Raw genomic sequence first — 15018 nt, 5'->3', positions numbered from 1 at the left:
TGGTGGTCATTCTGGTGGTCTTGACAACCCCAATTTTTAGGTTTAGCTTACCAATCAGTCAGTTAATGGCTAAGGCGATCCCAGTCAGAGGAGCCAAATTTAAGTTTCGGGACATTACAGCAAGTCCGGGGACGTTGTAAAAAAGAAATTATCTTTACCCGGTCATCCTGAAAAGGATTCCCGGGCTTTTGCTATTCGTAGTTTTTAGGGTCTCACGATTCGTTGAGAAAATGGAGCCTCTTACTATGGCATTAACCGACACGCTCATATACCGCCCAGATACGCCTTCCGCACATCCTCGTTCCCCAGCAGCTCTTCACCACTACCGCTAAGTCGAATTTGACCATTCACCATTACATACCCCCTATCCGAAAGCTTCAGTGCATGATGGGCGTTCTGTTCGACCAGGAAGATAGTCATCCCGTTACGCGCCAACTCACGCAGGGTCTGAAAGATCTGCTTCACCACAATCGGTGCCAGGCCCAGACTGGGTTCATCCAGCAGCAGGAGCTTGGGTCGGCTCATCAACGCCCTGGCAATCGCCAGCATTTGCTGCTCACCGCCGGACATGGTCATCGCGCGCTGCTTGCGCCGCTCCTTTAAGCGCGGGAAAAGATCGAACATACTTTGCAAGTCTTCGGCAGCATATTTGTTACCGATTGGAATCGTCCCCATCAACAGGTTTTCCTCCACGGTCATATCGGGGAAGATCCGCCGCCCTTCCGGTGCCTGAGCGATCCCCGCCGAGGCGACAAAATGGGTCGACTGGTGGCTGATATCCTCACCCGCAAATAAAATATGCCCGCTTCGCACCCGCGGCTGACCGAAAATCGACATCAACAGCGTCGACTTGCCCGCGCCGTTAGCGCCAATCAGCGACACGGTTTCGCCTTTATTCACCTGCAATGAGACCTGTTTTAGCGCCTGAATCACGCCGTAAAACACGTCAACTTCACGAAATTCCAGCAGCGGCTCGCTCATAGATGAACCTCGTCCTCGCTGGCACCCAGATAGGCGGCAATCACCTTCTCATCGTGCTGGATCTGTTCCGCTGTGCCCAAAGCAATCACGTCACCGTGATCGAGCACGATAATGTTGTCAGAAATGTCCATTACCATCCCCATATCGTGTTCAATCAGTAAAATGGTAATCGCATGGTGCTCACGTAAAAAGCGAATGATTTTACTCAGGGCCTTGGTTTCTACCGGGTTCAGACCAGCCGCCGGTTCATCCAGGCAGAGGATCTCCGGCCCGGTACACATGGCGCGTGCAATCTCCAGCCGTCGCTGCTGCCCGTAGGACATTTCCCCCGCCAGTCGGTTGGCGCAATCGACCAGGTCCACCACCTCCAGCCAGTAGAAGGCGCGATCCAGTGCGTCACTTTCCGCCCGACGATAAGCGGGAGTATTCAACACCCCGGCCAGCAGATTACGGTTCACTAGCATATGCTGTGCCACCAGCAGGTTTTCTACCACCGACATTTCACGGAACAAGCGGATGTTCTGAAACGTTCGCGCCAGCCCTGCCCGATTGACCAAATGGGTACCACCAAACATTTTGTAGAACACCCGTGATGCCAACTGCGCCGGCTTAACCCAGTCACCCGGCTGGAACTTCTGGCCGAGGATCTGAATCACATTGGTGGTTTTCCCTCGCGCATTAAACAGAATATGGCCGCCGGAAGCCTTGTAAAAGCCGGTAAGACAGTTAAATACCGTGGTTTTTCCCGCGCCGTTCGGCCCAATGAGCGCGGTAATCGACCCGCGCTCCACTTCCAGGTTGACGTCGTTTAGGGCCTTAATCCCCCCAAAATGCATCATCAGATGCTCAACGCTTAAAATCACGTCACGGCTCATGGCGCTACCCCTTTACGCACGGCAAAACCGCTGCGGTTAATGCGGATCAGGCCACGCGGTCGCCAGATCATCATCACTACCATCAATACGCCAAACAACAGCACGCGATATTCAGCAAAACTGCGCAACAGCTCAGGGGTGACGGTGAGGACAAACGCCGCCAGCACAACGCCCACGGTAGAACCCATACCGCCGAGCACTACGATAGCGAGGATCAGCGCCGACTCGAAAAAGGTAAACGACGTCGGGTTCACAAACCCCTGATAGGTGGCGAAGAACACCCCGGCAATGCCCGCAGTTGAAGCCCCAAGCGTAAAAGCAGACAGCTTAACCAGCACGTGATTCAGCCCCATCGAACGACAGGCAATCTCATCTTCACGCAGTGCTTCCCACGCGCGTCCAATCGGCATCCGCGTCAGGCGATGCTTGATGTACAGCACCAGCAGCACCACCAACACTAAAACGGCATAGATAAAGATAAACTTCAGGTTCGGGTTATAGCTCAGATGGAAAAACTCGTGGAACGGTATGCCCCCTTCTTTGGCGCGGCGGCCAAACTCAAGGCCGAAGAAGGTCGGCGGCGGCGCGGAAATTCCGTTCGGCCCACCGGTAAAGCTCAGCCAGTTATTGAGGATCAGACGGATAATTTCGCCAAACCCAAGGGTTACTATCGCCAAATAATCGCCGTGCATCCGCAAGACCGGAAAGCCGAGCAATGCGCCGGCGGCAGCGGCCATCAATGCGGCCATCGGCAGCATCGTCCAGAATCCCAGTCCCAGATAGTGATAACCCAGCGCCAGGCCGTACGCGCCAATGGCATAGAAAGCCACATAACCGAGATCCAGCAGCCCGGCCAGACCGACCACGATATTCAGCCCTAATCCCAGCAGCACATAGATAAGACCGAGGATCGCCACGGTCAGCACATATTTAGTCGCCACAAACGGGAAGCAGATGGCCAGCGCCAGCACCAGGGGAATAATCCAGCGCATCCTGGTTTTATAGCCCGCCGGACGGACATACACCCCTGCGCTATCGCTTTCAAAGCGGGCGGCAAAGTGGCGTCCGGTCTGGGTCATCAGAAAAGCGCTGAGGATGAAACGCCCGACCATCACCGCGGCGATAATCCATACCAGCCGCTGGCCCTCGAAATTGAAACTGTAGCCGTCCAGCACCACGCCGACTATCGGGCCAAAGAGAACTAACGCCACCATCCCCGAAAAAATAGTGTCCAAAATGCAGCGTTTGAGTGAAAAACCATCGCGTGAAGCCGTTGTAGTCGTCATATTCAGCTCCTACACTTTGGCGACAATCGGGCGGCCCAGCAGCCCCTGTGGACGGAAAATCAAAATAACCACCAGCAGGCCGAAGGAGAATACGTCTTTGTAGTCGGAGTTCACCATGCCGGAAAACTGCGCTTCGGCAACCCCCAGCAACAGCCCACCCAACATCGCCCCCGGCAATGAGCCAATACCGCCAAGCACCGCAGCGGTGAAAGCTTTAATACCTATAATGAACCCGGCGTAGAAATCAAAAGTACCGTAGTTCATGGTGATCAGTACCCCTGCAAGCCCTGCCATCGCGGCACCAATCATAAACACCAGCGAGATCACCCGGTCGGTGTTGATACCCAGAATGGAAGCCATTTTGCGATCCTGCTGCACCGCACGACACATCCGACCTAAGCGGGTATGACCGATTATCCATGTCAGCAGCAACATGCCAGCAAACGAAGCCAACAGGATAAAGATTTTGGTATAGGTTATCTGCACAAAGCCTTCACCGAGATGTAGACGCAGCACACCATCAAGCATCGTCGGCACGCCCTGCTGGCGCGGCCCCTGGCTGATTTGCGCATAGTTTTGCAAGATTAATGACATACCGATGGCAGAGATTAACGGCGCTAAGCGCGTTGAGTTACGCAGCGGCTTGTAGGCGATGCGTTCAATCGCCCAGCCGTAGACACCGGTCACTACGATGGTAAACACCAACGTACCGAGTATCAGCAGCGGGAAGGAGTGCAGGCCAAAGAAGGAAAGTAGCGCCAGACCGATGGCGCAGAGATATGCTGAAATCATATACACTTCGCCGTGAGCGAAGTTAATCATACCAATAATGCCGTATACCATGGTGTAACCAATGGCGATTAATCCGTAAACCGATCCCAGCGTCAAGCCATTGACTAACTGTTGCAGGAAGAAAGTTTCCATCATTGCTCGCTCGTGTTATAGGCCATGTTATGAGCGCCGGTGCGTCGCCACACCGGCGCTGAGCGTTACTCGACTTCTTTATATTTGCCTTTGTCATCCCACTGATAAACGACGTAATCCGAGACCTTCAAGTCGCCTTTGCTGTCCCAGGCTTTTTTGCCCATCACCGTTTCCACCGGGTTCGCCTTCAGCCAGGCGCTGGCTTTGGCTGAGTCGGTGCCGCCGGTGGCTTTAAATGCCGCGGCGATTGCCTGAATAGAGGCGTAGGAGTAGAGGGTGTAGCCTTCCGGTTCAAACTTGTTGCTACGGAATTTTTCGATAACCGCTTTACCGTCTGCGATCAGACGAGGATCTTTACCGAAGGTCATGTAAATACCGTTGGTGTACTGCGGGCCGCCGGCGGCAGTTACCATCTCTTCGTTGACGATACAGTCGCCGGAGAAAAATTTAGCCTGTACGCCCTGCTCACGCATCTGGCGCACCAGCGGGCCCGCTTCCGGGTGGCAGCCGCCGAAAAACACCACGTCCGGCTTCTGAGCACCAATTTTGGTCACCAGCGCATTAAAGTCTTTTTCACCGCGCGACAGCCCTTCATACATCACATCTTTCACCCCGCGCTTAGCCAGCGCAGCACGTGTCGCATCCGCCAGCCCCTGCCCGTAGGTATCTTTATCGTGAATAATCACCACCCGCTTGGCTTTCAGTTTGTCGATGATGAAATTACTGGCGACGCCCCCTTGCTGATCGTCACGGCCACACATACGGAACATGTCATTCATGCCGCGCTCGGTGATCAGCGGGTTAGTCGAACCAGGTGTAATAGCGATGATCCCCGCGTCGCTGTAAACCTCTGAGGCTGGCATTGTAGAAGAAGAACAGAAGTGACCAACGACGGCCTTCACTTTGTCCTGATCGACCAGTCGGTTCGCGACCGACACAGCCTGTTTCGGTTCACAGGCGTCATCGCCCTGCACCAGCTTGATTTTTTCGCCGTTGATCCCACCGGCAGCATTAATATCTTCCGCGGCCTGAGTCGCGCCGTGCCAGTACTGATCACCGTAGGTAGCGTTTGGCCCGGTAAATGGCCCGGCAACGCCAATCACGATATCAGCCTGGGCGGGAACCGCCGCTACCAGACAACCAGCCAACACGAGAGAAAGCGGATTTTTCATTAATTTCAGCGACATTATTATCTACCTTAGCAAAGAGGTTTATGCATAGCGGTGTGAAGCCGAACTATTGGCACGTTCACCAAACAAACGACATCCTGACAATATCCTGCTGATAACGGCGAGGTTTCCTTACGCTTTTCAGGCCAAATCATTAAGCAAAAGGGTTGCCAACTTTGCGCACCATTGCGTAGATTTCGACAATTTTGAGTATAGAGCGCCGTTTTACGGCTTCCGGTGCAATGACGTGAAATTACGGAGGGGATCACATCTCGTTAACAATAAAGTACATAAATAATGCAATAATCACGCTTTGTGTATTTTTGCTGCAAAATGTACGAGTTATGGTAGCTGATGGTGCAATTTGGTTTCGCCAACGGATGACTTGCGCGCAACAGTGGTAAGCCTTCTTCATCGCTCCGCACCTGTCACAACGCCCGTTCCTTGCCACATCACACCGTTGCTTAAAGTTGTGTAAATGTAAATCGTTTAAACTTTGCCATTATTGTAAGTGCTAGTGATTATCATTTATTGTACGCGAGCCAAAAGAACGAGCGCCTGCTCGGGTCACTGTACGTTCCAATTACTCTGGGATATAAACGATGAATGCTCTGCCTCGCACCGGACTGCGCCGTATCACGCTTGCATCTGCCCTGGTCCTTTCCGTCAGCCTGCCGGCTTTCGCGCAGGATACGTTAACGCTTTATACCACCCGTGAACCGGGCCTGATCCAACCCCTGCTCGATAGCTGGACGAAAACCAGCGGTATAAAAGTGAGCACGGTGTATATCAAGGATGGCATGCTTGAGCGTGTGAAAGCGGAAGGTAAAAACTCCCCGGCCGACCTGCTAATGACCGTCGATGCCGGTAATCTCATCGATTTAGTCGAAGCAGGCGTGACGCAACCGGTACAGTCCGACGCACTCAAGGCCGCTATTCCGGCCAATCTGCGCGGTGCTGATAACCAGTGGTTTGCGCTTTCCATGCGCGCACGCGTGCTCTACGCCGAAAAATCACTGCCTATCGATAACTGGCATTATGAGCAGCTCGCAAGCCCCGAGTACAAAGGCAAAGTCTGTATCCGGTCTGGACAGCATCCGTATAACACCGCGTTGATTGCCGCCATGATAGCCCACCACGGCGAAGCCAAAACGGAAGAGTGGCTGCGCGGCGTGAAAGCTAACCTGGCACGTAAAGCAACCGGCGGCGATCGTGACGTTGCCCGCGATATCCTCGGCGGTATTTGTGATATTGGCTTGGCTAACTCCTATTACGTCGGCCATATGAAAAATGCCAAAGAAGGCAGCGATGCGCGTCAATGGGGCGATGCCATTAAAGTGGTTAAACCGACCTTTGAGAAAGGCGGCACCCACGTCAATATCAGCGGTGCTGCGGTAGCCCGCTACGCACCCAATAAAGCCGTCGCCGTTAAGCTGATGGAATACCTGGTTTCTGCACCTGCTCAGCAGCAGTACGCGAAAGCCAATTTTGAATACCCGGTACTGAAAGGCGTGACGCTCGATCCGGTTATCAGCGCCACCATCGGTGAAATCGACGTCGACAAGATCCCGTTAACCGAAATCGTGAAGTACCGTAAACAAGCTAGTCTGCTGGTAGATAAAGTTGGATTCGATCAATAAACCGCTGTTGTTTCCGATGTTACGCGGCCTGGTTTCCGGGCCGCAGTCATTATTAACGCCGCTCCATCTTGGTGCGCTATGCATCGCGCTTGGCGTCCTGACCCCTATTGTCGCGCTCATCTGGCAGGCCACGCAGGCCGACTTGTCCCACTGGGATAATCTCATTACTTATGTGCTGCCTTCAGCGTTAAAAAACACCGCAATGTTACTGGCGGGAGTCGCGATAATGGTCGGCGTGATTGGCGTTGGCAGCGCGTGGGCGGTGACGGCATGGGACTTTCCCGGGCGCAAAATACTGAGCTGGGCGCTACTGTTGCCGCTGGCGATGCCGACTTATATCGTGGCCTTTGCCTGGCTCGATCTACTGCATCCCATCGGCCCACTGCAAACCTTTATCCGTTTTTTACTCGGTTTCGACAGCCCCCGACAGTTCCGTTTGCCGGATTTACGCTCCCTTTCCGGCGCAATTTTGCTGCTTGGTTTAGTGCTGTACCCTTATGTTTATCTCACCACCCGCGCCATGTTCATCAGCCAGCCCGCGCATTTGCTGGAAGCCGCGCGAACGCTGGGTTGCAGCACCACTGGAACTTTCTTTCGCGTTGCCCTGCCAATGGCGCGTCCGGCGCTGGCGGTCGGGATCAGTCTGGCACTACTGGAAACGCTCAACGACATTGGCGCGTCGGAATTTCTTGGGGTACAGACCTTAACCGTCACCGTGTATACCACGTGGATCTCGCGCTCTGATTTATCCGCCGCGGCGCAAATCGCCTGCATGATGCTGATGTTTATCTTCTTCATTCTGACGCTGGAATTTTACGGCCGCAGAAAGCAAGGCTTCAGCAGTCGCAGCCTGCGAGAAATTCAACCTACACGCGTTCAGGGCTGGCGAGGCTGGCTGCTCGGTGTCGTTATTTCTCTACCCGTTGTTCTGGGCTTCCTCGCCCCGGTTTTGTTTTTAATGTGGGAGAGCGCCAAACGTTTGGGTGATGAGAACCCGCTGTCTGCGTCGCTACTTTCCGCATTACAAAATACGCTATCGCTGGCAGCCGGAACTACGCTGGTGGTGATTTGCGTCAGCATGCTGGTGGCGTGGAGCGCACGTCACAGCGCTGCAGACAACACCATGTCTGGCTTTCGTCGCGGCGTGATGCGTCTGGCCTCGTTAGGTTACGCGGTTCCCGGCACCATTCTGGCAATTGGTTTTCTTCCCCCGGCGATGGCGGTTGACCGCTGGCTGGCCGATCTGCTGAACATGCGTGGCTTACCGCTGATGTCTGCCGGTATCTTGCTGATTATTTGCTGCGCGATGCGTTTTCAGGCCATTGCCATCGGCGCGCTGGATTCCGGGCTGGGTCGCATCCCCCCTTCCCTTGAGCAGGCCTCACGTCTACTGGGAGAAAATGGTGCCGGAACGTTTGCCCGCGTGCATTTTCCGCTGCTGCGCCCTGCCCTGGTAAGCAGTGCATTGCTGGTATTTGCTGACGCGATGAAAGAGTTGCCCACCACGTTGCTGCTACGCCCGGTAAACTTCGAAACGCTGGCCACGCTGCTGTACGCCGAAGCAGCGCGAGGAACCTATGAAGAAGGGGCAATTGCCGCGCTGATGATTGTTTTAGCAGGCACATTGCCGGTTATTTTGTTGGTTCGTCATCAGATGACGCGCCGAGGTTAAGAGAACGACCATGTCAGAAATCGCGTTACGACTCCAGGATGTACACGTTGCCTATGGCAACAGCCAGCAATCGGTGCTGACTGGCTTTTCAATGTCGGTGCATAAGGGAGAAATCGCCTGCCTGCTGGGTGCGTCAGGCTGTGGTAAAACCACGGTTTTGCGCGCAGTTGCCGGGTTTGAACGACTACAGCGTGGAGAAATTTATGTTTCGCAGCGACGCGTCGCTGGCCCTGGCGTGCATCTGCCGCCGGAAAAACGTCATGTCGGCATGGTTTTTCAGGAATATGCCTTATTCCCGCATCTGACGGCCCAACAAAACGTGGCATTTGGTTTGCGACGCCTGCCACGTGAAGTTCAACAGACCAGAGTCGCCGAGCTGTTAAAAATGGTGGAATTACACAGCCACGCCAGCCGTTATCCTCATGAGCTTTCTGGTGGACAACAGCAACGTATTGCCCTGGCCCGCGCCCTGGCGCCGCATCCGGAAATACTGCTGCTGGATGAACCCTTTTCCAGTCTGGATAAGCGTACCCGCGAGCGTCTGGGGGGCGAAGTGCGCGATATTTTGCGCGCCGCCGGGCAAACGGCGCTGTTGGTCACCCACAGTGAACATGAAGCGCAGCTGATGGCGGACCATATCGGTTTTGTGAAAATGGGTCAGTATCAAACGAAACACGCGGCCTGACTTATCTGACGGCGAAGCGCAGGCCGCACGGAGATGATTAGAATTTCTGTACCCGGCTGATATTCACCGGCATCCCGGAGCGGCGCTCCAGCGTTGCATTGGCACGGCTGATGTCCACGCCATCCCCGGTAACAAAAGTACGTAACGCAGGGGTTACCGGCAGCGGGATCTTTTTATCCGACTCATATTCGCTGCGGTTACGTGACAACGGCTCATGAACTTCAACCCAGCGGCTACCGTCTGGTTCGGTGCTGTATTTCACAGGCCGGTCGATGAGTTGAACCCGCGTTCCCACCGGCACGGTATCAAACAGATATTTAATATCGTCATTGCGCAGGCGAATACAGCCCTGGCTTACCCGCAACCCAATACCAAAGTTAGCATTAGTGCCGTGAATAGCGTACAGCCTGCCAATATAAATGGCGTACAGCCCCATCGGATTTTCCGGTCCGGCCGGAACAAACGCAGGCAAGCTTTCTCCGCGAGCGGCGTATTCCCGGCGCGTATTTGGCGTAGGCGTCCAGCTTGGCGCTTCCTGCTTGCGCTCTACTGCCGTTACCCAGTTGCGCGGCGTTTCTCTCCCCGCCTGACCGATACCAATCGGTAAGATTTCAACCGTATTGCTGTCTTTGGGGTAATAGTAAAGGCGCATTTCTGCCACGTTAATAACGATGCCCTCACGTACGGTATCAGGCAAAATGACCTGCTGTGGCACTACCAGCGTAGAGCCTGATTTCGGCAAATAGACATCCACTCCCGGATTAGCTTCGAGCATATTGCTCAGTCCCTGCCCGTACTGCGCAGCGAATGCCTCCAGCGGTTGCGTATTGGCAGGCGGTACCGTAATCGTCAGCGGGCTTCCGACCAGACGACTGCCCTCTGGCGGCAGTGGATAACTCACCGCCTGCGCTCCCTGACTGGCGAGCAGCATGATAAGTGAACACAACAGTTTTACACGACGCAACATTGTCCTTTCCTTCGCCGCAGCAGATATCCGTGAAGTATAGCTTTTTTATCTGTTTTAGGGGGTTACAGTAAGCATGCTTATGAAAACCCCGCGTTCAAACGGGGCCACAGGTGACTAGGCTTCCTTACCGTCCGGAAGCACAATATTGCTGGCGGCTAAATGTCCCATATTGTTGTACATGGCGCAGGCGGCCTCAACAATCGGCATCGCCAGCGCGGCACCGCTGCCTTCTCCTAAACGCATTCCCATGTTGAGGTACGGGTCCAGTTCCAGATGCGCCAGCGCGGTGCGCGCGCCTTTCTCAGCGGAGAAGTGCGATGGGATCAGGTACGGCTTGATCTCAGGCGCAATCTGACAGGCGGCCAGCGCAGCGGAGTAAGAGAGAAAACCATCCAGCAGCACCGGCAGACCGCAAGAGGCCGCCCCCAGCATGACTCCCGCCATCCCCACAAGATCAAAACCACCGACTTTGGCCAGCACATCGATGCCATCGGTGGGATTTGGCTGGTTGATGGTAATGGCCCGACGCACAACGTCCACCTTGTTACCTACCCGTGAGAGGGGCAGGTTAGCACCGATACCCACGACATCCTCAGCATCGCTGCCGGTCAGGACGCTGACGATTGCCGCCGCAGGCGTGGTATTTGCCATCCCCAGTTCGCCGACGCCAAACAGCGTGACGCCGTTTTTCGCCAGATCATGGGTATACCGAATCACTTCCAGCAGTAGCTCTTCGGCCTGAGAGCGGCTCATTGCCGGGCCTTCAGCAATATTGCCGCAGCCGCGCGCCACGCGCATATTCACCACGCCAGGAATGGGGTCAGCATCAATCCCCACATCAATCACATGTACCTTCGCGCCAACCTGCGTCGCCAGCACGCAGACGCCGGTCGTTCCACGCGTCATATTTGCCGCCTGAATCGCCGTCACAACTTTAGGCGAAACGGCGACACCTTCATCCCAGACGCCGTGATCGGCGCACATCACCAGCATCGCTTTTCCCCCCACGCGCGGCACGCCTTTCAGGCCCGGCATACCTGCCAGTTGCACGGCAAGGGTTTCAAGTCGTCCCAGGCTACCTGGAGGCTTCAGCAGGCCATCAATATGCTGCTGTGCACGCAGCATCGCAGCGCTATCGGGTGAAGGGATCGCGCGGAGTAAAGCGGATAAAGTCTGCATAAGGGTTCTCAATGTGTTGACTGGCTCAAAGCAGAGCCAGTAAGAAGATCAACTCGCCAAGTTCGATGGCCGCCCCAAGCGTATCGCCGGTTTGCCCCCCCAACGTGCGTTTTAATAATTGCCCAAGAATGAAAATTGCCACCATCGTGACGACCAAAGCCGCCACTCCACGCATGCCGGGAAGCAGTACGGCGGCCAGGATCGCCGCGAGCCCCAACGTGACGCAGGTTTGTCGTCCGGTTACTTTGCCAATAAAGACATTTCCCAGCCCTTCTTCGCGGGCATAACAATGCCGGTACATCAGAAGAACCGCGGTTCCGCGCCCCGCCACGCAGGCTGCAGCAAGCGCCGCCAGCATCGGCGTGCCACGCAAAGCCAGTTCGCTCACCACCAGCACTTTCGCCAGTAACACGAAAATTAACGCCAGCCCGCCGTGGGTTCCCAGGCGGCTGTCGCGCATAATTTCCAGCATCCGCTCGCGCCGACGTGCAGAAAACACGCCGTCACAGGTATCCGCCAGACCGTCAAGATGAAAACCGCCGGTTAGTAACGCCAACGCCAGCACGCTAAAGAGCGCCGCCAGCGGAATACCGCACCAGGCTTGCAGCGCCATGAAGACCAGTCCCGTCAACCCTCCCAGCACCACACCTATCAGTGGGAACATGACAATGCCGCGCGAATACTGTTCGAAATCCAGTCCTTGCGACCAGCGCGACGGAACAGGCAAGCGACTGATAAAAGAGAGCATTGCCCAGAACAACTTACTCATTTAATTTTGACTCCAATTCCAGATACCACCAGCCAGACGTCATCTGCTGCAGCAGCCAGGCGCTGATTCACCCGTCCGGCAATATCGCGAAAATGCCGCGCCAGACGGTTCTCCGGAACAATCCCCATCCCCACTTCGTTCGTGACCAGCACAATTTTTGCCGGACAACGCTTACAGGCGTCAATCAGCACACGGATCTCATCCTCAATGGACCGCTCCATTGCCGCATAATCCCAGCCATCAGGGCAACTGTCGCCGCCCAGCGCAAACAGCTGGTTGGTGACCATCGTGGTAATACATTCCAGTAAAATCGCCTCGCGCGGATCGTTTGCTGGCGTTATCAGTTCATCAAGATGTTGCCAGCGCTCAGCTGTACGCCAGTGCGCAGGGCGTCCATCACGATGATGCTGAATCCGCGCAGCCATCTCCTCATCAAAAATCTGCGACGTAGCGATATACAGCACGTTTGGGGAGTCCGCGATCAGTGCCTCAGCGTGGCGGCTCTTACCGCTACGGGCACCACCGGTAACCAGAATCATCATACTGGCTCCCGGTGTTGCTGCATGATGGTATAAATTTTCTCAATATCGATGTGTTGCCGCATCGCATCCGCCAGCAGATCAAACTGCTGCGATTTATATTGCGCGTAATGGAAGGTGGAATCCAGCGCTGCTAACCCTTTGCGTACACGCAGGCCGTTGACCAACGCGCGGGTGAATTCATCGCTGTCAAAGAGACCATGAAGATAAGTGCCAAACGCCAGACCGTCGTGAGTCACCGCGCCGTCAGCCACGTTGCCACCGTCTTTTTGCAGCGTCATCACCGACCGACATTCCCCGGATAACAGCGTTTCGCCCATATGAATCTCATAGCCGCGAACAGCCAACCCCGAGGCGCCTGCCAGCCAGTCAGGCAGCGTGGCCGACATGAGCCCTTCAACCTGGGTCGTGGTTTTATGCTGCGCAAAATGGGTCACGGTATCGAGCAGACCAAGACCCGGCAGCGTACCGAGTCCCGACTCCACTTCATCAATAATGGTCTCACCGAGCATCTGATAGCCGCCGCAAATGCCTACCACCGGCACGTTCTGACGGTGTAGCTGCAACACGCCGTGCGCGATGCCGCTTTCACGTAGCCAGACTAAATCGCCCAGTGTATTTTTACTGCCGGGCAGGATAACCAGGTCAACGCCCGCCAACTCCTCGGGGTGGCGAACATAGCGCACCCGAACGTCCGGCTGCGCGGCCAGCGCATTGAAATCCGTAAAGTTGGAAATATGCGGCAGTTGCACCACGGCAATCTCGATATCCCGTTTGTCTGTACGTAAATACTTGCCTTTTTGCAGCGCAACGCCGTCTTCATCTTCGAGATCGACATTCAGCCACGGCATCACGCCGAGCACGGGAACGCCGGTCAGCGCTTCAATTTGTTCAATACCGGAATAGAGCAGCGCCACATCACCGCGAAACTTATTGATAATCACGCCTTTGACCCGCGCGCGTTCATGGTCATGCAGCAGCGCCAGCGTGCCGTAAATCGAGGCGAATACCCCGCCGCGATCGATATCCGCCACCAGCACAACCGGGCACTGCGCCATCTCCGCCATCCCCATGTTGACGATGTCGCGATCGCGCAGGTTAATTTCAGCCGGGCTTCCCGCGCCTTCCAGCACAATAACGTCAAACTCCTGCGCCAGGCTGTTATAGACCGAAATAATCTGTTCACGCAGACGCGGTTTGTATTCGTGGTAGCTTACCGCATCCATATCGGTCGCTACTTTGCCCATCAACACCACCTGCGCTTTTCGGTCACTGGTCGGTTTCAGCAGTACCGGATTCATTCGCACATCCGGGGTGATGCCTGCCGCTTCGGCCTGAAAAATTTGCGCGCGGCCCATCTCTTTCCCCTCTGGCGTAATGCCCGAGTTCAGCGCCATGTTCTGCGATTTGAACGGTGCGGTACGCAGTCCATCCTGATAAAAAATGCGACACAACCCGGCGACTAATACGCTTTTGCCCACATCAGATGCCGTTCCCTGCAACATTATTGCCTGCGTCATGACGCCTCCTTTAGTGCGTTCTCTCGCATACAACGATAAAATTCAGCCTCTGTTTTACACAGTGGGAAGCCCAGTTCTGTATGCAGCTTCACCAACCAGGGCTGAGTTAATCCTGCTTGTTCAATAAGGTCCGTGCGCGCGAATACCTCACCAGGCGTACCGTGCGTCAGCACTTCTCCCCGGCGTAAAACGTAAACCGCGTCGCTGACTTCATAGATAAGATCGATATCATGGCTGGAAATAACGACATGGTTTCCCTGCGCCACGATGCGTTTGATAATCTCAATCATCTGCGTACGGCCCGAGGGATCAAGCCCCGCCGTCGGTTCATCCAGTAACAAATACTGCGCTTGCAGCACCAGCGCACCAGCGATAGCAACGCGTTTCTTTTGTCCGTGACTTAAACATTGAATGGGCTGATGGCGGAAATGTTGTGCATCGACCAGCGTCAGAGCATCTTCCACCCGGCGGGCAATTTCAGGTTCATCCACGCCAATATTGCGCAGACTAAAGGCGATGTCGCTGTCGATATCGGTATAAAAGATTTGCTGATCGGGGTCCTGAAATACGGTTGCCACCTGCTGGCGCAACGCCAGCAGGCCGCGCTTGCTGTAATCCAGCGGTTTTCCCTGCCACATCACCGCCCCCTGCTGTGGGCGCAGTAAACCACTCAGGTTCATAAACAACGTGGATTTCCCGCAACCATTTGCCCCCACCAGTCCGGTGACGGCATGCGCAGAAAAATCCAGCGTTAGCCCTTTGAGGATCGGGTCATCCTGATAGCGAAACCACAGCGCTGAAGTGGCAAGCAT

14 protein-coding genes are annotated in these 15018 nt (G+C 55.1%); 3 read left to right on the top strand and 11 right to left on the bottom strand.

Annotated elements, in window-relative coordinates; all coding sequences use genetic code 11:
* Positions 1–264: 264 nt before the first annotated feature.
* The 5 genes from JQ822_RS14440 to JQ822_RS14420 form a co-directional block, all read right to left on the bottom strand.
* Entirely contained in the window at positions 265–981 is a 717-nt protein-coding gene (locus tag JQ822_RS14440) for an ABC transporter ATP-binding protein (RefSeq protein WP_213134040.1), read from the bottom strand.
* Positions 978–1856 carry an ABC transporter ATP-binding protein gene (locus JQ822_RS14435; RefSeq protein WP_213134039.1) on the bottom strand — a complete coding sequence of 293 codons (879 nt, stop codon included), beginning with the start codon at positions 1854–1856 and terminating at the stop codon, positions 978–980. The genes JQ822_RS14440 and JQ822_RS14435 overlap by 4 nt, the downstream gene beginning before the upstream one ends.
* Positions 1853–3142: a high-affinity branched-chain amino acid ABC transporter permease LivM gene (gene livM, locus JQ822_RS14430; RefSeq protein ID WP_213134038.1), complete on the bottom strand. Its 1290-nt coding sequence runs from the start codon at positions 3140–3142 to the stop codon at positions 1853–1855. The genes JQ822_RS14435 and livM overlap by 4 nt, the downstream gene beginning before the upstream one ends.
* Before the next feature lie 9 nt (positions 3143–3151).
* Positions 3152–4066, bottom strand: a complete 915-nt coding sequence (locus tag JQ822_RS14425; RefSeq protein ID WP_135324861.1) for an ABC transporter permease subunit — start codon at positions 4064–4066, stop codon at positions 3152–3154.
* A gap of 65 nt (positions 4067–4131) precedes the next feature.
* Entirely contained in the window at positions 4132–5253 is a 1122-nt protein-coding gene (locus JQ822_RS14420) for a branched-chain amino acid ABC transporter substrate-binding protein (RefSeq protein WP_213134037.1), read from the bottom strand.
* A 584-nt stretch (positions 5254–5837) separates the two neighbouring features.
* On the opposite strand from JQ822_RS14420, the gene JQ822_RS14415 reads away from it, so the two are divergent.
* The 3 genes from JQ822_RS14415 to JQ822_RS14405 are packed head-to-tail and all read left to right on the top strand — an operon-like array spanning position 5838 to position 9232.
* The gene (locus JQ822_RS14415; RefSeq protein ID WP_213134036.1) at positions 5838–6875 is read left to right on the top strand and encodes an extracellular solute-binding protein; all 1038 of its coding nucleotides are present in this window, start codon (positions 5838–5840) and stop codon (positions 6873–6875) included.
* A complete protein-coding gene (locus JQ822_RS14410) occupies positions 6859–8547 on the top strand; it encodes an ABC transporter permease (RefSeq protein ID WP_213134035.1) in 1689 nt (562 codons plus the stop codon). The genes JQ822_RS14415 and JQ822_RS14410 overlap by 17 nt, the downstream gene beginning before the upstream one ends.
* Before the next feature lie 10 nt (positions 8548–8557).
* Entirely contained in the window at positions 8558–9232 is a 675-nt protein-coding gene (locus JQ822_RS14405; protein ID WP_213134034.1) for an ABC transporter ATP-binding protein, read from the top strand.
* A 37-nt stretch (positions 9233–9269) separates the two neighbouring features.
* Here the strand turns inward: JQ822_RS14405 and ldtA are convergent, their stop codons facing one another.
* The 6 genes from ldtA to JQ822_RS14375 all read right to left on the bottom strand — a co-directional run bounded on the left by ldtA (position 9270) and on the right by JQ822_RS14375 (position 15018).
* Positions 9270–10199 (bottom strand): L,D-transpeptidase, encoded by a 930-nt coding sequence (ldtA, locus tag JQ822_RS14400; RefSeq protein WP_213134033.1) that lies wholly within the window; start codon positions 10197–10199, stop codon positions 9270–9272.
* Between the two features lie 114 nt (positions 10200–10313).
* Positions 10314–11378, bottom strand: coding sequence for a nicotinate-nucleotide--dimethylbenzimidazole phosphoribosyltransferase (gene cobT, locus JQ822_RS14395; RefSeq protein WP_213134032.1), 1065 nt, complete (start codon positions 11376–11378; stop codon positions 10314–10316).
* A 25-nt stretch (positions 11379–11403) separates the two neighbouring features.
* Positions 11404–12147: an adenosylcobinamide-GDP ribazoletransferase gene (cobS, locus tag JQ822_RS14390; protein ID WP_213134031.1), complete on the bottom strand. Its 744-nt coding sequence runs from the start codon at positions 12145–12147 to the stop codon at positions 11404–11406.
* The gene (gene cobU, locus JQ822_RS14385; protein ID WP_213134030.1) at positions 12144–12689 is read right to left on the bottom strand and encodes a bifunctional adenosylcobinamide kinase/adenosylcobinamide-phosphate guanylyltransferase; all 546 of its coding nucleotides are present in this window, start codon (positions 12687–12689) and stop codon (positions 12144–12146) included. The genes cobS and cobU overlap by 4 nt, the downstream gene beginning before the upstream one ends.
* On the bottom strand, positions 12686–14206 hold the full coding sequence (locus tag JQ822_RS14380; RefSeq protein ID WP_213134029.1) for a cobyric acid synthase: 1521 nt from the start codon (positions 14204–14206) through the stop codon (positions 12686–12688). The genes cobU and JQ822_RS14380 overlap by 4 nt, the downstream gene beginning before the upstream one ends.
* Positions 14203–15018 (bottom strand): energy-coupling factor ABC transporter ATP-binding protein, encoded by an 816-nt coding sequence (locus JQ822_RS14375; protein WP_135321464.1) that lies wholly within the window; start codon positions 15016–15018, stop codon positions 14203–14205. The genes JQ822_RS14380 and JQ822_RS14375 overlap by 4 nt, the downstream gene beginning before the upstream one ends.

The sequence above is a fragment of the Citrobacter sp. FP75 genome (assembly GCF_018342065.1).
Taxonomy (GTDB): domain Bacteria; phylum Pseudomonadota; class Gammaproteobacteria; order Enterobacterales; family Enterobacteriaceae; genus Citrobacter.
Note: the sequence above shows the minus strand (reverse complement) of the source record. Positions and strands in the feature narration are given on the sequence as shown.